Annotated in this window: 16 protein-coding genes and 1 pseudogene; 10 read left to right on the forward strand and 7 right to left on the reverse strand. The window is 72.4% G+C overall.

Features of this window, described 5'->3' with window-relative positions; all coding sequences use genetic code 11:
* Positions 1 to 29 precede the first annotated feature (29 nt).
* The gene (locus ACFZDC_RS21575; protein ID WP_391326043.1) at positions 30 to 707 is read left to right on the forward strand and encodes a GNAT family N-acetyltransferase; all 678 of its coding nucleotides are present in this window, start codon (positions 30 to 32) and stop codon (positions 705 to 707) included.
* Here the strand turns inward: ACFZDC_RS21575 and ACFZDC_RS21580 are convergent.
* The 6 genes from ACFZDC_RS21580 to ACFZDC_RS21605 all read right to left on the reverse strand — a co-directional run bounded on the left by ACFZDC_RS21580 (position 678) and on the right by ACFZDC_RS21605 (position 7,143).
* A complete protein-coding gene (locus ACFZDC_RS21580; RefSeq protein WP_391326045.1) occupies positions 678 to 1,865 on the reverse strand; it encodes a hypothetical protein in 1,188 nt (395 codons plus the stop codon). The two genes, ACFZDC_RS21575 and ACFZDC_RS21580, sit on opposite strands and share 30 nt — an antisense overlap.
* On the reverse strand, positions 1,865 to 2,662 hold the full coding sequence (locus ACFZDC_RS21585) for a polysaccharide deacetylase family protein (RefSeq protein WP_391326047.1): 798 nt from the start codon (positions 2,660 to 2,662) through the stop codon (positions 1,865 to 1,867). The genes ACFZDC_RS21580 and ACFZDC_RS21585 overlap by 1 nt, the downstream gene beginning before the upstream one ends.
* Before the next feature lie 104 nt (positions 2,663 to 2,766).
* Complete coding sequence (locus ACFZDC_RS21590) at positions 2,767 to 3,270, reverse strand: ATP-binding protein (protein WP_391326049.1); 504 nt, start codon at positions 3,268 to 3,270, stop codon at positions 2,767 to 2,769.
* A 288-nt stretch (positions 3,271 to 3,558) separates the two neighbouring features.
* On the reverse strand, positions 3,559 to 4,326 hold the full coding sequence (locus tag ACFZDC_RS21595; protein WP_391326051.1) for an enoyl-CoA hydratase-related protein: 768 nt from the start codon (positions 4,324 to 4,326) through the stop codon (positions 3,559 to 3,561).
* A gap of 193 nt (positions 4,327 to 4,519) precedes the next feature.
* Positions 4,520 to 5,761 carry an Ig-like domain-containing protein gene (locus ACFZDC_RS21600; RefSeq protein ID WP_391326053.1) on the reverse strand — a complete coding sequence of 414 codons (1,242 nt, stop codon included), beginning with the start codon at positions 5,759 to 5,761 and terminating at the stop codon, positions 4,520 to 4,522.
* A 158-nt stretch (positions 5,762 to 5,919) separates the two neighbouring features.
* Positions 5,920 to 7,143 carry an Ig-like domain-containing protein gene (locus ACFZDC_RS21605; RefSeq protein ID WP_391326054.1) on the reverse strand — a complete coding sequence of 408 codons (1,224 nt, stop codon included), beginning with the start codon at positions 7,141 to 7,143 and terminating at the stop codon, positions 5,920 to 5,922.
* Positions 7,144 to 7,548: 405 nt separating this feature from the next.
* Here ACFZDC_RS21605 and glgX point away from each other — a divergent pair, with 405 nt between their 5' ends.
* From glgX to ACFZDC_RS21630, 5 genes and pseudogenes are all read left to right on the forward strand, one after another.
* Entirely contained in the window at positions 7,549 to 9,795 is a 2,247-nt protein-coding gene (gene glgX, locus ACFZDC_RS21610; RefSeq protein ID WP_391326056.1) for a glycogen debranching protein GlgX, read from the forward strand.
* A 112-nt stretch (positions 9,796 to 9,907) separates the two neighbouring features.
* On the forward strand, positions 9,908 to 10,414 hold the full coding sequence (locus ACFZDC_RS21615) for a SigE family RNA polymerase sigma factor (RefSeq protein WP_391326058.1): 507 nt from the start codon (positions 9,908 to 9,910) through the stop codon (positions 10,412 to 10,414).
* An 11-nt stretch (positions 10,415 to 10,425) separates the two neighbouring features.
* Positions 10,426 to 10,962 (forward strand): hypothetical protein, encoded by a 537-nt coding sequence (locus ACFZDC_RS21620; RefSeq protein WP_391326060.1) that lies wholly within the window; start codon positions 10,426 to 10,428, stop codon positions 10,960 to 10,962.
* Positions 10,963 to 11,051: 89 nt separating this feature from the next.
* Positions 11,052 to 11,834 (forward strand): annotated as a pseudogene (locus ACFZDC_RS21625) (dolichyl-phosphate beta-glucosyltransferase); the annotation flags it as partial.
* Between the two features lie 23 nt (positions 11,835 to 11,857).
* Positions 11,858 to 13,102: a hypothetical protein gene (locus tag ACFZDC_RS21630; protein ID WP_391326062.1), complete on the forward strand. Its 1,245-nt coding sequence runs from the start codon at positions 11,858 to 11,860 to the stop codon at positions 13,100 to 13,102.
* A 49-nt stretch (positions 13,103 to 13,151) separates the two neighbouring features.
* On the opposite strand, the gene ACFZDC_RS21635 is transcribed toward ACFZDC_RS21630, so the two are convergent.
* Positions 13,152 to 14,330 carry a CapA family protein gene (locus ACFZDC_RS21635; RefSeq protein ID WP_391326064.1) on the reverse strand — a complete coding sequence of 393 codons (1,179 nt, stop codon included), beginning with the start codon at positions 14,328 to 14,330 and terminating at the stop codon, positions 13,152 to 13,154.
* Positions 14,331 to 14,657: 327 nt separating this feature from the next.
* On the opposite strand from ACFZDC_RS21635, the gene ACFZDC_RS21640 reads away from it, so the two are divergent.
* From ACFZDC_RS21640 to ACFZDC_RS21655, 4 genes are read left to right on the forward strand one after another with little or no spacing between them, the layout of a single operon-like run.
* Positions 14,658 to 16,454, forward strand: coding sequence for an ABC transporter transmembrane domain-containing protein (locus ACFZDC_RS21640; RefSeq protein WP_391326066.1), 1,797 nt, complete (start codon positions 14,658 to 14,660; stop codon positions 16,452 to 16,454).
* On the forward strand, positions 16,451 to 18,307 hold the full coding sequence (locus tag ACFZDC_RS21645; RefSeq protein WP_391326068.1) for an ABC transporter transmembrane domain-containing protein: 1,857 nt from the start codon (positions 16,451 to 16,453) through the stop codon (positions 18,305 to 18,307). The genes ACFZDC_RS21640 and ACFZDC_RS21645 overlap by 4 nt, the downstream gene beginning before the upstream one ends.
* A gap of 23 nt (positions 18,308 to 18,330) precedes the next feature.
* Positions 18,331 to 20,064 carry an ABC transporter transmembrane domain-containing protein gene (locus ACFZDC_RS21650; RefSeq protein ID WP_391326070.1) on the forward strand — a complete coding sequence of 578 codons (1,734 nt, stop codon included), beginning with the start codon at positions 18,331 to 18,333 and terminating at the stop codon, positions 20,062 to 20,064.
* Entirely contained in the window at positions 20,061 to 21,827 is a 1,767-nt protein-coding gene (locus ACFZDC_RS21655; protein ID WP_391326072.1) for an ABC transporter transmembrane domain-containing protein, read from the forward strand. The genes ACFZDC_RS21650 and ACFZDC_RS21655 overlap by 4 nt, the downstream gene beginning before the upstream one ends.
* Positions 21,828 to 22,046: the final 219 nt, after the last annotated feature.

A 22,046-nucleotide genomic window follows, 5' to 3' on the forward strand; every position in this document is an offset into this window, starting at 1 on the left:
CCGTCGGTGGAGACTCAAGGGGCGCGGTTGTGGAGACCTTGCGGGACATTCTCGACGCGGCGGCGCGGGGCGCCTTCCCGCCGGCGGACGGCCGTACGACGGTCGTGCCGCAGCACTGTCACCGGGACGCGGGGGTGATCTCGTTCACCGCGCACTCCGTCGTCTTCACGGACGAGGATCCGCGGTGGGTGTACGAGGCCCTGGACGCCGTGGACTGCGACCCGCTCGCCGCGACGATGAACCCCGCCTTCCTCGCCGCCTTCATGGCGCGGACCGGGCGCAGGGCCGAGACCGTCGACGCGATGCTGGTCGGCTCGCCCCTGCCCGGCGAGCCGCCGCTCGCGCTGCGGGAGATCGAGGACCCCGGTCATCCGCGGATCCGCTACGCCCTCGGCCGGCGGGACGAGGTGCGGGCGTGGACGGCGGACGGCGCCGTGCTGGTCATGGGCCGCGGAATCGGCGGCCGACTGGAGGTGTCCGTCGAGGTGGACGAGGGCGTACGGCACCGGGGGCTGGGCCGGGCGCTGGTGACGGCGGCCCGGCATCTGGCGCCGGAGCCGCTGTGGGCGCAGGTCTCGCCGGGGAACGCCCGCAGCGTACGGGCGTTCCAGGCGGCCGGTTACCAGGCGGTGGGCGCGGAGGCGCTGCTGCTCGGTCGCGCGTCGACCGGCCCCGGTTCAGCGGAAGATGCCGGTGTGCCCCAGTGAGTAGCGGCCCGGCTGCGGGTAGACGGCGAGGCCGTGCGGGCCGCTGCCGACCCTGATGCGGGCCAGTTCGGTGCCGGTGCGGGTGTCGATGGCGTACACCTCGGAGTTGTAGCGGCCGGAGAGCCACAGCACCTTGCCGTCGGCGGAGACCCCGCCCATGTCGGGGCTGCCGCCGCCGGGCAGGTGCCACTTCTTGGTGAGCCGGTTCTGGGTGAAGTCGAAGAGGGAGATGGTGCCCTCACCCCGGTTGGAGATGTACATCTGGCGGGAGTCCCGGCTGATGTACAGCCCGTGGGCGCCCTTGCCGGTGACGAGGAACCTCGGCTCGGCGAAGGTGTCCCCGTTCAGGATCCACAGGCCGTCGGCCATCATGTCGGCGATGTAGAACAGCTTGCCGTCCGGGGAGATCTTGACGTCCTGCGGCATGGCGCCGTGGACCGGCAGCTTCTGCTGGGCGAGGACCTCCATCCTGGCCGTGTCGACCTTGAGCAGTTCGCCGCTGAACTCGCAGGACACGATGAAGTACCGGCCGTCGATCGAGAAGTCGGCGTGATTGACGCCGTAGCAGCTGACGGGCACCGTCTTGACGACCTTCATGGTGTGCGCGTCCCGGAAGACGAGCTGACGGTCCTTGGAGGCCATGACGACGGCGTACTTGCCGTCGGGTGTGAAGTACAGGTTGTAGGGGTCGTGCACGTCGACCGCCTTGCCGGCCTTCCCGGTCCTCGGGTCGATGGGGGTGAGGCTGTTGCCGAGGTCGTTGTTGACCCAGAGGGTCTTCAGGTCCCAGGACGGCACCACGTGCTGGGGCTGCCGGCCGACCGGGAGGGTCTCGATGATGCGGTAGGTCCCGGGGTCGATGACGGTGACGGTGTCGGAGTTGGTGTTCGGGACGTAGACCCGGGACGGGAAGTCCTTGACGACGGGCGAGAGCTGGTTGGGGCGGTCGGCGGCGTAGAGGTCGGCCGGGTCCTGCACCGGGGGCATCCCGGGCAACACGCTCATCCGCTGCTTCTTCGGCTGCGGCCGGACCGGCGCCTTGCTGCCGATGGCCTCGTTCTCGCGGTGCTGGGCGCCGCCGCCGCAGGCGGACAGCAGCGTCAGGGCGGTGAGGGCGGCACCGGCGGCCAGGAGGCGGGCGGCTCGTGTGGATTGCATCAGCTCAGCAGCTCCGTGGTGGTGACCGCGCGCAGGCGGCGCTGGTCGAGTTCGTGGAGTACGGCGGGAAGGGCGGCGACCGTGTCGGGATAGCCGAAGTGCAGGCTCACCACCGATCCGCTGCGCACTTCGGCGAGGACCTTGCGGGTGATGGCGTCGGCGCCGGGGCGGGTGTAGTCGAGCGAGTCGACGTCGTACGACAGCACGTGCGGGTAGCCCGCGGCGCGGGCGAGCCGGGTGACCAGCGGGGAGGCGGTCGGGGATCGGGAGGGGCGGAACCAGGTGCCGATGGATCCGGTGAGCCGCTTCAGGCGTTCGGCGCAGCCGGTGATCTCCTCGCGGGCCTCGGTCTCGCCCATGGCGTTGACGGAGACGTGCCGCTGGGTGTGGTTGCCGAGGTCGTGGCCGCCGTCGAGGATGCGACGGGCGAACGCCGGGTGTTCGTCCAGCCAGGTGCCGACGGCGAGCACCGTGAGCCGGGCGCCGCGCTGTTCGGCCGTGCGGAGCAGGGACTCGGCGAGGCCGGGATCGCCCTGCCCGTGGAAGGTGAGGGCGACCTGGGGGCGGGTGCGCGGGCCGTGGGTGATCTGGGCGGGCTGCCCGGGATAGGCGCGGGGGGCGGGGGCGGTGTGGGCGGTGGCCGCGGGATGGCCGGACGCGGGAGCGGTCGGGACGGACGCGGAGGTCGCGGCGGCGGGCGGGGCGTCCTGGCCGGCTTCGCACCCGGCGGCGAGCGCGCCCCCGGCGACGAGCCCGGCACCCACGCGCAGCACCCCGCGTCGGTTGGTCGTGGTCACCCGCACCATTTAAGGGGCGAGAGGTAAGAAAACCGTCGATTGGCCCGATCTACGGAGGTTTTCGGGTCGCCGCGCCGCCATCGGCACTATCGGCGTTATCGGCGCTATCGGTCGGCGACTCTCATCTCGAACCAGGTGGTCTTTCCCCGGGGCAGGAGGTCGACGCCCCAGCGGTCGGAGAGCTTGTCCACCAGGAACAGGCCCCGGCCGCTGACGTCCATCTCCTGAACCGGCATCAGACAGGGCAGCCCGCGCGAGGGATCCCGGACCTCGACCCGGATCCAGCCGCGACGGCGGCGCATCCGGAGGCCGAAGACCCGGGCCCCGGTGTGCCGTACGGCGTTGCCGACGAGTTCGGAAACGAGTAAGACCGCGTCCTCGGTCATCTTGGGGGTCAGCCCCCAATGACGCAGCACGACGACCTGGGCCAGTCGGCGCGCGGTGGCCGCGGACTCCGGGCGGGACGGCAGCGGCACCTCCGCCTCCGTCGGGTTTCCGAACAGTTCGAGTGCCTTGAGCGCCCGTTCGTCCTCGACCGCGGGCGACCAGCGCGCCGCGGCCGCACGGCTGTGTCCCCGCGGCTGTTCGATGCCCTCCAGCCCCGCCATGCCCCCCATGATGGCCGTCCGGAGCGGTCTCCGTGGCCGTTCCGGGGGAATGCGCCCCCCGCACGCCCCCTTCACGCTCCTGCCGATCGGCATATGCCGCCAGCATGCCAGGGTTCGGAACAGCCCGACCGACCTGCGACGACGGCTCACTTCCGGGCAATGGACAGAGTCCCTCGACGAGGCAGGCTTAAGGTTGCCTTAAGGCTTCCGTAAACCGCCCCATCGAGGGACTCGGATCGGACGGTGCGTCAACAGCACGCCGCCTGCGGGGAGTTGCCCGGGTGACGCTCAGAGGAACTTGGCCTTGCCCGGCCCCTCCTCGACGAAGCTGCGCATGCCCCGCTCACGGTCCTCGGTGGCGAACAGGCCCGCGAACCAGTTCCGCTCGACGGCGAGCCCGGTGTCGATGTCGGTCTCCAGACCGGTGTCGATGGACTCCTTCGCCGCGCGCAGCGCGATCGCAGGTCCCTGGGCGAGCCGCGCGGCCCAGGCGTGCGCCTGCTCGTACACCTCGGCGGCCGGGACGACCCGGTCCACCAGGCCGAGCGCGAGGGCCTCGTCGGCCCTCACCTGGCGGCCCGTGAAGATCAGGTCCTTGGCCTTGGAGGGACCGATCAGCCGGGACAGACGCTGGGTGCCGCCGGCGCCCGGGATGAGACCCAGCAGGATCTCGGGCTGGCCCAGCTTGGCGTTCTCGGCGGCGATGCGATAGTCCGCGCACAGGGCCAGTTCGCAGCCGCCGCCGAGCGCGTACCCGGTGACGGCCGCGACGACGGGCTTGGGGATACGGGCCACGGCGGTGAAGGAGTCCTGCAGGGCGCGGGCGCGCAGGACCATCGCGGTGTGGTCCATGGCCTGCATCTCCTTGATGTCCGCGCCCGCCGCGAACACCCGCTCGCCGCCGTAGATCACCACAGCGCGCACGTCCTCGCGGCGCGTGGCCTCCTCGGCGAGTTCCTTCAGCCGGTCCTGCGTGGCGACGTCCAGCGCGTTCATCGGAGGGCGGTCGAGACGCAGGGTTCCGACGCCTTCGGCGACTTCGAGATTCACGGTCATGGGGTGCAGGTTAACGGGGACTAACGGGAGCGGGCCCGGTGCGGTCGGTCACATTCGGCCGGGGGTCTGGGGGTTGCCCCCGGCAGGCACAGCACGGGGACCAACGGGAGCAGGCCCGGTGCGCGGGAGGTCTGGGGGGTTCCCCCCGGAAAATACAGCCTCACGCGCACCGGGCCCGTTCGTCGGCCGGAGCTCACTTCTTCCAGTCGGCCCAGGACATGTTCCAGCCGTTGAGCCCGTTGGCCGGGTCCACGGTGCGGTCGTGGGAGTGCTTGACGACCACCACGTCGCCGATGATCGAGTGGTTGAAGAACCAGGCGGCCGGGACACCGCTGTCGTGGCCGCCGCGCACGTCGCGCAGACCGACGCAGCCATGGCTGGCGTTGTAGTTGCCGAAGGCGCCGCCGCCCCAGTAGTTGCCGTGGATGAAGGTGCCGGAGTTGGTGAGGCGGATGGCGTGCGGGACGTCCTTGATGTCGTACTCGCCGCCGTAGCCGACGGTCTCGCCGTTCATGCGGGTCACGGTGAGCTTCTCACTCATGACCATCTGGCCGTTCCAGGTGTCGTAGCCGGGCTTGCCGGTGGTGACCGGGATGGTCTTGATGACCTTGCCGTCCTGGGTGACCTTCATCGTGTGCTTCTTGGCGTCGACGTAGGAGACCTGGTTGCGGCCGATGGTGAACTTCACCGTCTTGCGCTGCTTGCCGTACACGCCGTCGCGGCCCTCGACGCCGTCGAGGTTGAGGTCGACGGTGACCTTCGTGCCGTCCTTCCAGTACTTCTCGGGGCGGAAGTCCAGGCGGTCGTTGCCGAACCAGTGGCCCTCGACGTCGACGGCCGGCTCGGTCTTGATACTGACGGCCTTCTCGACGTCCTCGGGGTGGGTGATGCCCCGGGTGAAGCGTATGGAGAACGGCATGCCGACGCCGACGGTGGAGCCGTCCTCGGGGGTGAAGTAGCCGACGAAGGTGTTCTTGGGGGTCAGCGTGGTGAAGCTGGAGTCCTCGGCGGCCTCACGGCCCTCGGAGTCCTTGGCGACCGCGTGCACGGTGTACTTGGTGCCGGCGGCCAGGTGGGTCGACGGCGTCCAGGAGGCACCGCCGCCGGACATGGCGCCGTCGACCGTCGCACCCTTGGCGTCCTTGACGGTGACCTCGGTCAGCTTGCCCTTGGTGACGTTCACCTTCAGGGCACCGCTGGTGTCGACGCCCGTGGCACCGGACTTGGGCGAGATGCTGACGGCGGCCGTCGACTGCTTGCCCTGCTGCGTATCCGAGCCCTTGGCCTTTCCGTCCCCGGACCCGGACCCCGAGTCACCGCCCCCGCCGCACGCGGTGAGCGACAGCAACAGGGCGCCGGCTATGAGCCCCAGCCCCTTGCGGCCCCTCCCCCGGCCCCCCGCCGACGCCACCCCCGATATCGGCCGCACGTTCAAGTCGCTCTCCCCTCGCCGGACCAGGTCAGGCCCGCTCCCCACCACATTTGGTGTGCGCATGGTAACCGCAGGGTTTTGAGCAAGGTGTCAGGCGAAGGTCACCGTTCCGTCGCAACTTCAACTGGCCACCGGCACCGGCAACCCCGCCCCACACCGGGTCACTTGAGCGCACTGCCCGCTTTCCACTCCTTCCACGCCATGTTCCACCCTCCGAGCCCGTTGTCGGGAGAGACCGTTTTGTCCTTGCTGTTGACGACCTCGACCACGTCTCCGATCAGGCTGCGGTCGAAGAACCAGCCCGCCGGAGTGTCCGAGCTGCCGCCCTTGACGTCCCTCAGGCCCACGCAGCCATGGCTGACGTTGACGTGCCCGGGGGAGTCCGGGGACCAGTAGTTGCCGTGCAGGAAGGTGCCGGAGTCGGTGAGTCTCATGGCGTGCGGGACGTCGGGGATGTCGTACTCGCCGCCGAAGCCGACCGTCTGGCTGTTCATGCGGGTGACCTCGAGCATCTCCATCACCACCATCTTCCCGTTGTAGGTGGGGTGCTTCGGGGCACCCGCGGTGATCGGCACGGTGGTCAGCAGCCGGCCGTCGCGCCGCACCTCCATCATGTGCCGGGCCGCGTCGACCAGGGAGACCTGGCTGCGGCCGACGGTGAAGGTGAACGTCTTGGCCTGCAGTCCGTAGACGCCGGGCGCGCCCGCGACGTCCCTGAGGCCGAGGTCGACGGTGACCTCGGTGCCGGGCTTCCAGTAGCGCTCGGGGCGGAAGTCCAGGCGGTTGTTGCCGAACCAGTGCGGGCGGATCTCCACGGGTGGTTTCGCGGTGACCCGTACGGCGCGTTCGACGGCGGCGCGGTTCACGATCTCCCGGTTGAAGGAGAGGGAGACGATCATTCCGGTGCCGACGGTGGAACGGTTCTCTGGGGTGACGTAGCCGATGAACCGCTCCTCGGGGACGTAGGTGGTGAAGGTGGTGTGCCGGGCCGAGCGGCGGCCGTGGGCGTCCAGCGCGACCGCGTCGACGGTGTACTTGGCGGCCAGTGCCAGCCGTTTGTCGTCCGGTTCCCACGTCAGCCCGTCGGTGCTGATGTGCCCGGGAACCGGGGAGTCCTGGGCGTCCTGGGATCTGACGACGCTCACCTTCTCCAGGCGGCCGGCGGGCACCCGCACCCGCAGCCGCGCCCCCGGGCGGATGTCCTTGCCGCCGTCGTCCGGGGTGACCCGGATGACGTCCTGGGGGGAAGGGGGTTTGCCCAGGACCCGGTCGATGTCCAGTCCGCCGGAACCGCCCGAGGTGCAGCCGGCCAGCAGTGCCGCCCATGTCAGTGCCGCGGCCAACGCGGCGCCCGCGCGCCGTGCGCGTCCTTGTACGTGCCTCACGGGAAGCTCAACGACCGTGCCCGCCCCGGGGAAACGTGAGTGCGACGCCCGGGCTGGGCAGAACAGTGGGGAGGACGACGCGAAGGGGAGCCGACGCGCCCGTGTCAGGGGGGTGTCTTCTGGATCAGGTCGCCCGAAAGGAGCAGAGCTGGTCGGCCTGCCCGAGCGGGGGCTGGTGCGTGCAGCCGCACGGCGGAGGAGGGAGTCGACGCGGGGCGTCGGCGACCGACGGCTACGCCGCGGATGTGCGTGCCGGCCCCCGCGACGCCGGCAGGATCCGGAAGAAACCCCCCTGGCCGTCGGGGCGCAGCCGTACCGCGCGGCCGAGCGTGCCGAAGGGCACCCTCGGCCGTTCGGCACGGCCGGCCGCGCCCCGGGGCAAGCCACCGAAAGAGGGGCCGAGAGGTGACGAGCGCAGCCGAGCAGCGGGCACTGGCCGAGGGGCGGGCCGCCGAGAGCGGGCACCCGGCCACCGTGGTGAGCGGCGCCCGCCGCGCCATGCCGCCGGCCCCGTCCGTGTGGCCGGGGGCGCCGACTCCGCTGGGGGCCCGGTTCCGGGTCGGCCCGGACGGGGTCGCGGGCACCAACTTCGCGTTGTGGGCGGCCGGGGCGGAGGGGGTCCGGCTGTGCCTTTTCGACGAGCGGGGCCGGGAGACGCAGGTCCCGCTGACCGAACTGACGCACGAGATCTGGCACGGATTCGTGCCGGGCGTGATGCCCGGGCAGCGCTACGGCTACCGCGTGGACGGCCGCTGGGACCCGTGGACCGGCGCCCGCTGGAACCCGGCCAAACTGCTGCTCGACCCGTACGCCCGGGCGGTGGACGGGGAGTTCGGCCTGCCTCCCGAGGTGTACGGGCACGTCCGGGACTGGCCGGAACAGCACGTCGCCGACACCGTGCGTGACGACCGGGACTCGGCGCCGTACGTCCCCAAGGGCGTCGTCGTCGACGATGACGACGACTGGGAGGACGACCGCCGCCCCAAGACGCCCTGGGCGGACTCGGTGATCTACGAGCTGCACGTGCGCGGCTTCACCAAGCTGCACCCCGGCATCCCGGAGGACCTGCGCGGCACGTACGCCGGCCTGGCGCACCCGGCGGCGATAGAGCACCTGGTGCAGCTGGGCGTCACGGCAGTGGAACTGCTCCCCGTCCACCAGTTCGCCCACGAGGACCACCTGCTGCGTCGCGGCCTGAGGAACTACTGGGGCTACAACTCCATCGGCTACTTCGCCCCGCACGCGGCCTACGCGGCCTCCGGGACGACGGGCGGGCAGGTCGGCGAGTTCAAGCGGATGGTCCGCGCGCTGCACGCGGCCGGCATCGAGGTCATCCTCGACGTGGTCTACAACCACACGGCGGAGGCGGGCGAGCTGGGGCCGACCCTCTCCCTGAAGGGCATCGACAACCGCGGCTACTACCGCCTCCAGAACGACGCCCGCCGCTACGCCGACTACACCGGCTGCGGCAACACCCTGCACGTCGTCCAGCCCCAGGTGCTGCGCCTGATCACGGACTCGCTGCGCTACTGGGTGACCGAAATGGGCGTGGACGGCTTCCGCTTCGACCTGGCGGCCGCGCTCGCCCGCTCGATGCACGACGTCGACATGCTGTCCCCCTTCCTCGCGGTCATCGCCCAGGACCCGGTGCTGCGCCGGGTGAAGCTGATCGCCGAACCGTGGGACATCGGCTCGGGCGGCTACCAGGTGGGCGCCTTCCCACCGCTGTGGACGGAGTGGAACGACCGCTACCGCGATGCCGTACGCGACTTCTGGCGCCGCGCGCTGCCCGACGTGCGGGAGATGGGCTACCGCCTGTCCGGCTCCAGCGACCTGTACGCCTGGGGCGGCCGCCGCCCCTACGCCTCCGTCAACTTCGTCACCGCGCACGACGGTTTCACCCTGCGCGACCTGGTGACGTACGGGACCAAGCACAACGAGGCCAACGGCGAGAACAACCGGGACGGCACGAACGACAACCGCTCCTGGAACTGCGGGGTGGAGGGCGAGAGCGACGACGAGCGGGTACGGGCCCTGCGGCGCAGGCAGCTCAGGAACCTGCTGACGACCCTGCTGCTGTCCACCGGCGTGCCCATGCTGGTCGCCGGCGACGAACTCGGCCGCACCCAGCGGGGCAACAACAACGCCTACTGCCAGGACAACGAGATCGGCTGGCTGGACTGGTCCCTGCTGGACGACCCGGCCTGGCGCCCCCTGTTCGACCTGACCTCCCGGCTGATCGCCCTGCGCCACCGGCACCCGGTGCTGCGCCGGCGCGCCTTCTTCTCCGGCCGCGCCCACTCGGCGGACGGACTGCGGGACCTGGCCTGGTTCACCTCCCGGGGCGCGGAGATGACCGAGGGAGACTGGTACGCACCCGCCGCCACGCTTGGCATGTATCTGTCCGGACGGGACATCCCGGGCCGGGACGAGCGGGGCGCGCCCATCCTGGACGACAGCTTCCTCGCCGTGCTGCACGCGGGCGACCGCCCGGTGCGCTTCGTCCTGCCGGGGCCGCCCTGGGCGGAGCGCTACGAGGTCGTGGTCGACACCTCCCGCGAGGACCAGGCCGGGGCGCCGGGTACGGTCCACCCGGCGGGTACGCAGATCACGGTTCCGGGGCGGGCCGTGCTGCTGCTGCGGGTCGGCTGACCCTGTGTGACATCTGTGCGTGACGCGGATCACGCTCGCCGAGTGCAGCGCGGGCGGGAGCCCAGGGCCTTTCCCCTTGTGTAGACAGCCGGCGAGGACGGGGACCGTGGGGATGGAGCAGGCTCGGGCCGGTGAGTACGACGCGTTCGTGGCGGCCCGCTGGTCGGTGTTGTTCCATCTGGCCCGTCTGCTCACCGGAGGGGATCGGCATCGGGCCGAGGACCTGTTGCAGGAGTCCTTGGTCAAGCTGTGGTTCGTCTGGCCCAAGGTCGCCGACGAGGCGCCGGAGCCGTATGTGCGCAAGGTGCTGGCCCGGGCCGCGGCCCGCTCGGCCCGCCGGCGCTGGTGGGGCGAGCGGCCCGTAGAGGAGCTGCCCGAGGTGGCGGCGGCCGGCGACATGTCCGCGGCCGTCGCGGAGCGCTCCCGGCTGGAGACGGCGCTCGCGCAACTGAGCCCGCAGCAGCGGGCCGCCGTCGTGCTGCGCTACTACCAGGACCTGCCGGACCGGCAGGTCGCGGAGATCCTCGGCTGCCCGGTGGGCACGGCCCGGTCCCATGCCGCGCGCGGGGTGGCCCGGCTGCGCCGGCTCCTGGCCGACGTCATCGAGCCGGTGAGGTGAGGAAAGAAGCCATGGATCACTTCGAGCGGCAGCTGACGCAGCTGATGCACACCGCCCAGGAGCACAGCCCCTTCGAGACCGGGCACCGGGAGCGGCTGTACGCGGGCGTGCGCACCCGGCGCCGGGTGCGGGCGGCGCGCCGGGCCGCCGGTTCCGTCCTGGCGGTCGCCGGGCTCGGCCTCGGACTGTTCCTGTGGCCGCACACACCGGGCACCGACCAGCCGAGCGCGCCCCACCCGCGGCCCGCCGTCAGCCCGGCGCCGACCCCGACCGTGCCGCCCTCCCCGGACGACTCGCCGAGCCCGCCGCCCAGTTCGTCGGCGACGCGGTCGCCGAACCCGGGCGGGACCACGGAGACCTCCGTACCCCCCGGGACGTCGGGGAGTTCCGACCCTGCCTCCGGCGCACCGCCCACCGGCACGGCCACGGCCACCGCCACCGCCCCCTCCCGGGGCACGGCCACCTCGCCACCGCCGCCCACGGACTCCGAGAGCCCGCCGGCCGATCCGTCGTACACCCCGTCCTCGGCAGCCGATCCGACCGGATAGCGGACCGCCCTCCCCCTCTCCCCCCGGCACGTCATCGCCGCGCCTTCCTTCAGTGCGCCTCACGCACGAGAACACAAGGGACTTACGTGATGAATCTCCGCCCGGGTCGTACGACACCGGCCAGGTCGCCCCTGCCGAGGCGCGTGCCCCTGACCACCCACCACGGGGAACCCGTCCTGGACGTGGCCGTACCGGTGTTCAACGAGGAGACGGACCTGGAGCCGAACGTCCGGCGGCTGCACGCGCACCTGCGGGACACCTTCCCCTACCCGTTCCGGATCACCGTCGCCGACAACGCCAGCACCGACCGCACCCCGCGCATCGCCGCCGGGCTCACGGACGAGCTGGCCGAGGTGGAGTGGCTGCGGCTGGCCGAGAAGGGGCGCGGGCGGGCGCTGCGCGCTGCCTGGTCCGGCTCGCGGGCGCCCGTGCTGGCCTACACCGACGTGGACCTGTCCACCGGGCTCGCGGCGCTGCTGCCGCTCGTCGCGCCGCTGATATCGGGCCACTCCGACCTGGCCATCGGCACCCGCCTCGCCCCCGGCGCCCGGGTGGTGCGCGGCCCGAAGCGGGAGGTCGTCTCCCGCTGCTACAACGTCCTGCTGCGCTGCACACTCGCCGTCGGCTTCTCCGACGCGCAGTGCGGGTTCAAGGCGGTGCGGCGCGATGTCGCCGAACGGCTGCTGCCGCTGGTGCGGGACGGGGAGTGGTTCTTCGACACCGAGTTGCTGGTGCGCGCCGAGCGGGCGGGGCTGCGGATCCACGAGGTGCCCGTGGACTGGGTGGACGACCCCGACAGCCGGGTCGACATCCTCGCCACCGCGCTGGCCGACCTGCGCGGGATCGCCCGGATGCGCCGGGAACTGGCCCGCCGCCGTACCGGATCGGCCGCCTGGTGAGCGCGACCCTGAACCGCATACCGGCACCCGCCCCCGCGGGCGCGCCCGGCCCCCATGAGCGCCTGCGTGCCGCCGCCCGCCGTCACGGCCCGGTCCTCGCCTTCTACGGCGCCCTGAAGCTCGCGGGCTTCTGCTCCTTCATGTATCTGCTGCACTCGGCAGGGGACTTCCGCACCAAGCAGCCCCGCTTCGGTGGCGGAGCGCACGCGTGGGACGTGCTGGCCACCTGGGACGGCTGGTGGTATCAGCAGATCGCGCTGCACGGCTACGACCCGAAACTCGTCCACATCCCCGGCGCCACCGGCCTGATCACCCTGGAGGGCAACTCGGCGGCCTTCTTCCCGCTCTACCCGGCGCTGATGCGGATGACATCGGAGGTGACCGGCCTCGGCCCGTACGGGGCCGGGCTGCTGGTCTCGATCACCGCCTCCTTCGTGGCCGCCCTCGGGATCCACGCCGTCGCCGACCGGTTCGGCGGCCGGCGTGCCGGTCTCGCCGCGGCCGGGCTGTGGGCGGTGTGGCCCGGCTCCGGGGTGGAGTGGGCGGTCTACTCCGACTCCCTCTACGTCGCCCTCGCCGCCTGGGTCTGCTACGCCGTCATGACCCGCCGCTGGCTCACGGCCGGGGTCCTCACCTTCGCGGCCGGTCTCAACCGCCCCACGGCCGCGGCGCTGATCGCCGCGCTCGGCGTGGCCGCGCTGTGCGCGCTGCGCGACCGCCGCGACGGCGTCCTGCGCCCGCTGCTCGCCCTGGCCCTGGCCCCGCTGGGCCTGCTCGGCTACCTGGGCTGGGTGGGCCACCGGATGGGCGACTACGGTGGCTACTTCACGCTCCAGTCGGGCGCGTGGGCGCACAGCTTCGACTACGGCGAGCAGACCCTCGACGTGCTGACGTCCGTACCGGTGGGCCACTTCACGTACCTGTCGGCGTTCCCCTTCGCGGACGTCATCGGCGTCGGGGTCGTCCTGCTGGCCTTCGCCCTCGTCCCGCTGCTGCTGCGGCTGCGGCCACCGGCGGTGCTGGTCGTCCACACCGTGCTGACCCTCGTCCTGGTCCTCGGCAGCCAGCAGATCTTCGCCAACGTCTCGCGCTACCTGCTCCCTTGTTTCCCGCTGTTCATCCCCCTGGCCGTCGCGATGCGCCGGCTCAGTCCGCGCGTGCTGTGCACGGTCCTCGGCATCGCCGCCCTGGCCTCCGGCTCGTACGCGGGGTACGCGCTGTTCGAACTCGGGGTGCCGTAAGGGCCGGCGACGTGAGTACGGCCGTCCCGAGAGGGCGTTCCGTGCCCGACTACGGGCGCTGGATCGTCCCGTCCGCCGTGATGTGGGCGGCGTGCGAACCGAAGTCCTCCTCCGCCACGCTGGAGACGAGGTCGATCGCCTCGCCGCCCGGCTCCGGCGTGCCGGGCTCCACCATCTGGGTCGGGCGCAGACGCCCGGACACGTAGCTGCCGTCGGCGCGGAGGGTGACTTGCAGCACGCCGCCGGTCGAGAGTGTGCCGCCGAGGCCGAGCACCTTGTAGGCGCCGAAGTTGCCCAGGCTGTAGGCGATCAGCCGGTCCTTGTAGAACTCCATTCCCCGTATCACGTGCGGGCCGCTGCCCACGACCAGGTCGGCGCCGGCGTCGATCACCGCACGGCTGAAGCGGTAGCTGTCGCCGCGGTTCTCGCCGAGGAAGTACTCGGTGCCGGGTTCCACATGGGTGCGGTCCGAGCCCTCCGCGCCGGCGTGCATCGTGACGACCACGATGTCCGCCATCGTTGCGGCGCGGGCGGTGAGTCGTTTTGCGGCGGGGATGTCCGTGAGGTCGTTCGCCCCTCGGTCGGGAGCGAACCCGATCAGGGCGACCCGGATGCCGTGTACCCGCTGGATGGTGATCTGGCCCAGGCGGCCGGTGAACGGCAGGCCCACGGAGCGCAGGGCGGCGAACGTCTCGCGCCGCCCCTGCGCCCCGAAGTCGTCGACGTGATTGTTCGCCACGTTCATGACCGTGAACCCGGCCTTCTTGAACCAGCGGCCGTAGGACGGCGGGGCGCGGAACGCGAAGCAGTTCGGGCTGTCGTTGTCCTCGCACTTGCTGGAGCCGCCGGTGGTGAGTGTGCCCTCCAGGTTCCCGAGCACCACGTCGCCGGTGAGCAGGTCGTCGACAGAGTCGAAGAATGAGGCGCCGCCATCCGGCGGCAGGTCGTCCGGCAGCGAGCCCATCACGATGTCCCCCACGGCAGCGATCCGCACGTCGCCTGCGGGACGCGGCGCCGCCGGTGCACCGGACGCCGTGATCCCGGTCGTCCGTTGAGGGGCCTGGGCGGAGCCGATGGAGGCCGCGCCCTCGGAGCCGACACGGAACACGAACGCCGCAACGACCACCACACCGGTCCCGACCAGGCCGAGGGCGAACAGGCGGTGACGGCGCACCGCCTTCTGCCGCTCGCGCCGCTGCTGAGGACACTGTCCGCTGGACCTGATCATCGGCTCATGCTACGAAGCAGGCACCCATCCTTCACGCAGGGTCATCCACCGGCGTGTTCCCGACGCCTCGCATTCCCCTGCGCGCGGTACCCGCAGCCGGAAGACGCGGCAGCTGTCTTTCCCGTCCCGGCGTCGTAGCCGGCCGTCGAGACCTTCTTCATGATCGCGGAACTGGACGGAACGCCGTCACCGTTCGGCCCGCCCGCCCGGCCACACCAGGACTCCCGGTCCAGCCCCTCGAACACGCTGGTCGTAGGACCACCGACCGACCGGGGTCCGGCCAAAACTCGGTGGGCGTTGTCAGTGCGGATCCGTAGGCTCGCGATGATGGCCACGACACGTGCAACCACCCAGGACCGCTCCGCCGTACGCACCCTGCTGCGGCTGTGGCCGTACGTCCGCCCCGTGCGGGCCCGCCTGTTCACGGCCGCGTTCGTCGCGGTCGTCGCCTCCTGTACGGGACTGGTGATCCCGCTCGTCCTGAAGTGGATGGTCGACGGGCCGGTCGCCCACCGGGATTCGGCCGGGGTCTGGCTCGGAGCGCTGTACCTGCTGCTGCTCGGCATCGCCGAGGCGGTCCTGTTCGGCATACGGCGCTGGCTGGTGGCCCGGCCCCTGTCGCACGTCGAGGCGCAGATGCGAGCGGGGCTCTACCGCCGGCTGCAACGGCTGCCGGTGGCCTTCCACGACCGGTGGGCGTCCGGCCAGTTGCTCTCCCGGGGCACCACCGACCTGATGCTGCTGCGCATGTTCCTCGCCTTCCCGCTGACCTTCCTGATGGTCAACGGGGTGACGATCCTCGTCGGTGTGGTGATCATGCTGATGCAGGACTGGGTGCTCGGCCTGGTCATCCTCGGGCCGGCCGTCCCGGTGATGTGGACCTGCGTGGTCTTCGAGCGGCGTTACGCCGAGGTGGCGCGGCGTGCGCAGGACCAGGTCGGGGACCTGACGACGGTGGTCGAGGAGAGCGTGCTCGGCATCCGCATCATCAAGGGCTTCGGCCGGCACCGCAGCCAGGCACACGCGTTCCGGGAGCTGTCGGGCACGCTGCGCGGCACGGAGCTGCGCAAGGCGCGGCTGCTGGCGGCGATCTGGGGCGTCATCGTGACGCTGCCCGAGGTGGCGATCGGGGCGGCGCTGGTGCTGGGCGCCCTGCGGGTGGCCGACGGCGCCCTGTCGACGGGCACGCTGGTCGCCTTCCTGAGCACGGCGCTCGCACTGCGGTGGCCCGTCGACTCCATCGGCTTCCTGCTGGCGATGAGCCAGGAGGCGGCCACGGCCACGGAGCGGTACTTCGAGGTGATGGACGAGGATCCGGAGAGTACCGACGTGAGCGCGGACTCCGCCGGCCCCGAACGGGTGCCCGGACTCCGGTTCGAGAACGTCCGATTCCGGTACCCCGACGCCCCACCCGGCTCCCCGCCCCTCCTCGACCGCATCGACCTCCACATCCGCCCCGGCGAGTCCATGGCCCTCGTCGGAGCCACCGGCAGCGGGAAGACGACCCTCACCGCCCTCGTCCCCCGCCTCCACGAGGTCACCTCCGGTCACATCACCCTGGACGGAGTGGACATCACCGCGATGTCCCGGGAGGAGCTCCGCACCAAGGTCGCCGTCGCCTTCGAGGAACCCACCCTGTTCTCGGCCGGCGTCGGCGAGAACGTGCTCATGGGGGCGGCGGACGACGCCGGCGAAGCGGACCTCGACCGGGCCCTTGCCGTGGCGCAGGCCGAGTTCGCGCACACGCTCCCGCAGGGCACCGGCACCCAGGTCGGCGAGCAGGGCCTGAGCCTGTCCGGCGGCCAGCGTCAACGCCTCGCGCTGGCCCGCGCGGTCGTCGGCCGGCCGCGGTTCCTCGTGCTGGACGACCCGCTGTCCGCTCTGGACGTACACACGGAGGCCGCCGTGGAGGCCGCGCTGCGGCAGGTCCTCGCGGACACCACCGCGCTGATCGTGGCCCACCGCCCGTCCACGGTGCTGCTCGCCGACCGGGTCGCCCTGCTCTCGGGCGGCCGGATCACCGCCGTCGGCACCCACCAGGAACTGCTGCGCACCAACGCCGAGTACGCACACCTGATGTCCGGCGAACCCGGCGAACACCGCGACCACGAGGACGAGCGATGACCACGACGACGACCGCCGCCCCGGCCACGGACGACGATCGGCTCTCCCGCCCCCAGGACTCCGGCGACCCCTTCGACCGCGACGTCCTGCCCACCCCGCCCGGCGCCACCGCGTCCCTGCTGCGCTCGCTGCTCGCGCCCATGAAGGCCCGGGTCGCCCTCACCACGCTCCTCCTGCTGTTCCAGCAGGCGGCGGTGCAGGCGACCCCGCTGCTGGTGGCCTACGCCATCGACAACGCGGTACCCGCGTTCCGGGACCACGACCACGGGCCGCTGGTCGCGGTCGCCGTGGGCTATCTGCTGTGCGCGCTGCTCTCCGGCGGGCTGCAGTTCGCGTTCATCGAGGCCTCCGCCCGGGTGAGCCAGGACGTGCTGCTGGACCTGCGCGGCCGCATCTTCCGGCACGCGCAGGCGCTGAGCGTCGACTTCCACGAGCGCTACACCTCCGGCCGGCTGATCTCCCGCTCCACGACGGACGTCGAGTCGCTGCGCGAGCTCCTCAACGAGGGGCTGCAGGAACTGGTGACCGTCGTGCTGTCCTTCGTCTACATCTCGGCGATGCTGCTGTGGCTGGATCTCGGCCTCGGCGTGGTGGCGGTGGCCTCCTTCGTGCCGTTGTACCTGCTCGTCCGGGTGTACCAGCGGCGCGCGGGACGGGTGTACCGCGCGCGGTCAACGGCGATCGCGGCGGTGATCGTGAAGTTCGTGGAGACGATGAACGGCATCCGGCCGGTGCGCGCGTTCCGCCGGGAGGCCGCGAACGACGCCGAGTTCGCCGTGCTCAACGGGCGGCACGAACGGACGAACGGTGACGCGATGCTGGAGATGGCACGGTACGTCGTCGGATCCCGGCTGGTGGCCAACACGGCGGTCGCGGGGATCGTGCTGTGGGGCGCCTCCCGGGTGGCGTCCGGCTCGCTCGCCCTGGGTGTGCTGGCGGCGGCGGTGCTGTATCTGCGGCGGCTGTACGACCCGATCGACCGGCTCGGCATGTTCCTGAACTCCTACCAGTCGGCGGCCGCCTCCCTGGAGAAGATCGCCGGGTTGCTGGCGCAGACGCCGTCCGTGCCGGAGCCGGCGGCTCCCGGCGAACTCCCGCCGTCGAAGAGCGGGTTCCCGGGCCGCGAGGTCGTCTTCGACGCAGTCCGCTTCGCCTACCGCACCGGCGGCGAGGTGCTGCCCCGCTTCGACCTGACGCTTCCGGCCGGGCAGACCGTCGCCGTGGTCGGCTCCACGGGCGCGGGCAAGTCGACCCTGGCCAAGCTGCTGGCCCGCTTCTACGACCCCTCCGACGGGCGCGTGCTGCTGGACGGCGTGGACCTGCGCGAGCTGGCGATGCCCGAACTGCGGCGCGGGGTGGTCATGGTGACGCAGGAGGCGTTCCTGTTCTCGGGCACGGTCGCGGACAACATCGCGATCGGCCGGCCCGACGCCACCCGCGAGGAGATCGAGCGGGCCGCGAAGGCCATCGGCGCGCACGAGTTCATCAGCGCGCTGCCCGACGGGTACGACACCGACGTACGCAAGCGCGGCGGCCGTATCTCGGCCGGGCAGCGTCAACTGGTCGCGTTCGCACGCGCGTTGCTGGCCGACCCAGCGGTGCTGATCCTGGACGAGGCGACCAGCTCCCTGGACATCCCCGGGGAACGGGCCGTTCAGCAGGCGATGTCGACGGTGCTGCGGGGCCGTACCGCCGTGGTGATCGCCCACCGGCTGTCCACCGTGGAGATCGCCGACCGGGTGCTGGTCATGGAGCACGGCCGGATCGTCGAGGACGGCCGCCCGGACGAACTCCTCGCGGGCACGGGCAGGTTCGCGGATCTGCACCGGGCGTGGCGGGACAGTCTGGCCTAGGAACCGAAGGGACGGGGGCAACGGTGATCGACGCGTACGAGGACCCGGGCACGCCCGACACACGCGGAGGATGGCACTACCTGTGGTGGCTGGTGCTGCGCCAGCCGGTCCGGTCGCTGGCCGGCGCGCTGCTGGGCAGCGTGTGGCTGGTGCTGATGGCCGCGCAGCCGTACATGATGGCCCGGGCGGTGGACGACGGGCTGGTACCGGGACGGCTGGGCGTGCTGACCCGGTGGACCGTGACGATGTTCGTGGTCGGGGCCGTCACCGCCTGGCTGAGCATCCTGCGGCACCGCACGATGACCCGGGTGCGCATGGACGCCAACTTCCGCACGGTCAAACTGGTGGTGGCGCACGCGGCCCGGCTGGGGGCCGTGCTGTCCCGGCGGGCCGGGGCCGGGGAGGTCGTCACGATCGGGGTCGGTGACGTGCAGACCCTCGCCCAGGCGTTGACCGTGGTGGGCCCCGGGGTCGGCTCGATCGCGGTGTACGTGGTGGTGGCCGCGCTGCTGCTGTCCGTCTCCGCACCGCTCGCCGCCGTGGTGCTGCTCGGGGTGCCGGTGATCGCGCTGCTCACCGGACCGCTGACGCTGCGGCTGCAGGGTGCCGAGAGCGAGTACCGGGAGCGGCAGGGCGTGCTGGCGGCCCGCATCGGGGACCTCGCGGGCGGGCTGCGCGTCCTCAACGGCCTCGGCGGCAAGGGGCTGTTCGCCGACGCCTTCCGCACGGACTCGCAGCGGCTGCGCGAGCAGGGCTACCGGGTGGGCGCGGTGGCCAGCTGGGTGCAGGCGCTCGGGGTGGGCCTGCCCACGCTGTTCCTGGCCGTGGTGACCTGGCTCGCGGCCCGGCTGGCGGCCCAGGGCGCCATCAGCGTGGGTGAGCTGGTGTCGGTGTACGGCTATGTGGCGGTGCTGATCGGGCCGGTGGCGTTCGTCGTGCAGATGGCCTACGAGCTGAACCGCGGGGTGGTGGCCGCCCGCCGGGTCGTGCGGCTGCTGCGCCTGGAGCCCGAGCCGGACGAGGGCACGCTGGCCGCCCCGGACGGCCCTGCCGAGCTGCACGACCCGGCGTCCGGGGTGCGGGTGGCGCCCGGCGGCCTTGTCGCGCTGGCCGCCGGCCGTCCCGCCGAGGCCGCCGCCGTGGTCGACCGCCTGGGCCGGTACGGGCCCACCGACGCCACCTGGGGCGGGGTACGGCTCGACGCGGTCCCGCTGCCCGACGTACGGGCCCGGATCCTGGTCGCGGACAACGAGGCGGACCTGTTCGCCGGGCCGCTGAGGGAGGTCGTGGCCGCCGAGCACCGGGCCGACGAGGCCGCGCTGCGCCGTGCGGTGTACGCGGCCGCAGCCGAGGACGTCGTGCGCGGGCTGCCGGACGGGATGGACTCGGCCGTGGCCGGGCAGGGCCGCAGCCTCTCCGGCGGGCAGCGGCAGCGGATCCGGCTGGTGCGGGCGCTGCTGGCCGACCCGGAGGTGCTGCTCGCGGTCGAGCCGACCTCGGCGCTGGACGCGCACACGGAGGCCACGGTCGCCGAGCGGCTGCGGGCGGCGCGGCAGGGCCGTACGACGCTGGTGACGAGCACCTCCCCGCTGGTGCTGGACCGCGCGGACACAGTGCTGTTCCTGGTCGACGGCAAGGTGGCGGCGAGCGGCCCGCACCGGCGGCTGCTGGCGCGGGAGCCGGGTTACCGGGCCCTGGTGGCGCGAGACACCGAAGACGCTGTGGACGCTGTGGACGCCGAGGAGGCCGTACGGTGACGACGGACAGGGGGCTGCTGCCGGTCGCGGACCGGGCCGCGGTGCGGCGGGCGACCGTACGGCTGGTGCGGGCCGACGGGCGGGCGTTCGCCGCCGCGCTGGCGCTCAACGCGCTGTCGGCCGGGGCGGGTCTCGCCGGGCCGTGGCTGGTCGGCCGGATCGTCGACGACGTGCGGGCGGGACACGGGGCCGGGGCGGTGGACCGGCTGGCGCTGTGGATCCTGCTCTGCTCGCTGGCGCAACTCCTGCTGGCGCGCTGGGCGCGCTATGGCGGGCACCGGTTCGGGGAGCGGACGCTGGCCCGGGTGCGCGAGGAGTACGTCGACCGGGTGCTGGCGCTGCCCGCCTCGACGGTCGAGCGGGCCGGCACCGGCGATCTGACCGCGCGCGGCACGGCCGACGTCGGCACCGTCGGCACCACACTGCGGGACGTCGGCCCGGAGCTGCTGGTGTGCACGGTGCAGGCGCTGTTCGTGCTCGGCGCGGTGTTCGCGCTCGATCCGCTGCTGGGCCTGTTCGGGGTGCTGTGCCTCACCCCGATCTGGCTGGCGCTGCGCTGGTATCTGCGCAGGGCCCGGGACGGTTACCTCGCCGAGGGGGCGGCCACCTCGCAGGTCGCCGAGATCGTCGCGGCGACGGCGGCCGGGGCGCGCACGGTCGAGGCCTTCCGGCTCCGGCGGCGGCGGATCGCGGCGAGCCGGGACGCGCTGGAGCGGTCCCGCGGAACCCGCTTCTACACGCTCCGGCTGCGGACCGTGTTCTTCCCCGCGGTCGAGGTCACGTACACCGTCCCCGTGGTGGGGGTGCTGCTGCTCGGCGGGTGGCTGCACGCGCGGGGTGCGGTCGGGGTGGGCGCGGTGGTGGCCGCGGCCCTGTACCTGCGTCAGTTCACCGAACCGTTGGACCAGATCCTGATGCGGGTGGAGCAACTGCAGAGCAGCGGCGCCTCGTTCGCCCGGGTCGAGGGTCTGGCACGGGCACCGAGGGCCGAGGCGGAGGGCAGCTGTCCGGAACCGGCCGACGACCGGATCGACGTGTGCGGGGTGCGGTACGCCTACGAGCGCGGCGGCGAGGTGCTGCGCGGGGTGAACCTGACGGTGCGTCCCGGCGAACGCCTGGCCGTGGTCGGCCCGTCCGGCGCCGGGAAGACGACATTGAGCAGGCTGCTCGCGGGCGTCGACACCCCCGGGACGGGCACGGTGACGGTCGGCGGCGTACCGGTCGCCGCGCTGGAACCGGAACTGCTGCGCCGCCAGGTCGTCCTGGTCACCCAGGAACACCACGTCTTCCTCGGCACGGTCCGTGACAACCTGCTGATCGCCGAACCCACCGCCGCCGACGCCGACTTGTGGGCGGCCCTTGCCGCCGTGGGCGCCGACGACTGGGTCCGGGCCCTCCCGTCCGCCCTCGACACCGCCCTGGGCCCCGACGGTCACCCCACCGACGGCTCGCAGGCCCAGCAACTGGCCCTGGCCCGGGTCGTCCTGGCCAACCCGCACACCCTCATCCTCGACGAGGCCACCGCCCTGCTCGACCCCACCACGGCCCGCCACACCGAACGTGCTCTGGCCGCGGTCCTGGAGGGCCGTACGGTCATCGCCATCGCCCACCGTCTCCACACGGCCCACGACGCGGACCGGGTGGCGGTGATGGAGAACGGCCGGCTGACGGAACTGGGCACGCACGAGGAGCTGGTGGCGGCGGGCGGAGCGTACGCGGCCCTGTGGCGGACCTGGCACGGCGAGGCGTCCGAGGGGGCCTGAGGTCCGCCGTCGGCCCCGCTCCTCGGCGTGTGGTTCTCGCACGCCTGGTCCGGCACATGGACCAGGCGCGTGCCCGTACTCCCTTGGGTTCGAGCGCTGTGCATGCAAGGCCACTCGTGCGGCGCGAACGGGCCACCCACCAACAGTTCGCATACCGAACATGAACAACCGGTCAACGAACGATTTCCGGCCAAATTTGTGACGCGGTCCTGACAGACG

This window comes from Streptomyces sp. NPDC007905 (assembly GCF_042959345.1).
GTDB lineage: Bacteria > Actinomycetota > Actinomycetes > Streptomycetales > Streptomycetaceae > Streptomyces.

Excerpts from the sequence above, each read along its gene's own strand:
- ACFZDC_RS21595 (WP_391326051.1), bottom strand. The coding sequence starts at position 4,326 with ATGACCGTGAATCTCGAAGTCGCCGAAGGCGTCGGAACCCTGCGTCTC.
- ACFZDC_RS21620 (WP_391326060.1), top strand. The coding sequence starts at position 10,426 with ATGGATCACTTCGAGCGGCAGCTGACGCAGCTGATGCACACCGCCCAG.
- ACFZDC_RS21615 (WP_391326058.1), top strand. The coding sequence starts at position 9,908 with ATGGAGCAGGCTCGGGCCGGTGAGTACGACGCGTTCGTGGCGGCCCGC.
- ACFZDC_RS21640 (WP_391326066.1), top strand. The coding sequence starts at position 14,658 with ATGGCCACGACACGTGCAACCACCCAGGACCGCTCCGCCGTACGCACC.
- ACFZDC_RS21635 (WP_391326064.1), bottom strand. The coding sequence starts at position 14,330 with ATGATCAGGTCCAGCGGACAGTGTCCTCAGCAGCGGCGCGAGCGGCAG.
- ACFZDC_RS21645 (WP_391326068.1), top strand. The coding sequence starts at position 16,451 with ATGACCACGACGACGACCGCCGCCCCGGCCACGGACGACGATCGGCTC.
- ACFZDC_RS21580 (WP_391326045.1), bottom strand. The coding sequence starts at position 1,865 with ATGCAATCCACACGAGCCGCCCGCCTCCTGGCCGCCGGTGCCGCCCTC.
- ACFZDC_RS21590 (WP_391326049.1), bottom strand. The coding sequence starts at position 3,270 with ATGGCGGGGCTGGAGGGCATCGAACAGCCGCGGGGACACAGCCGTGCG.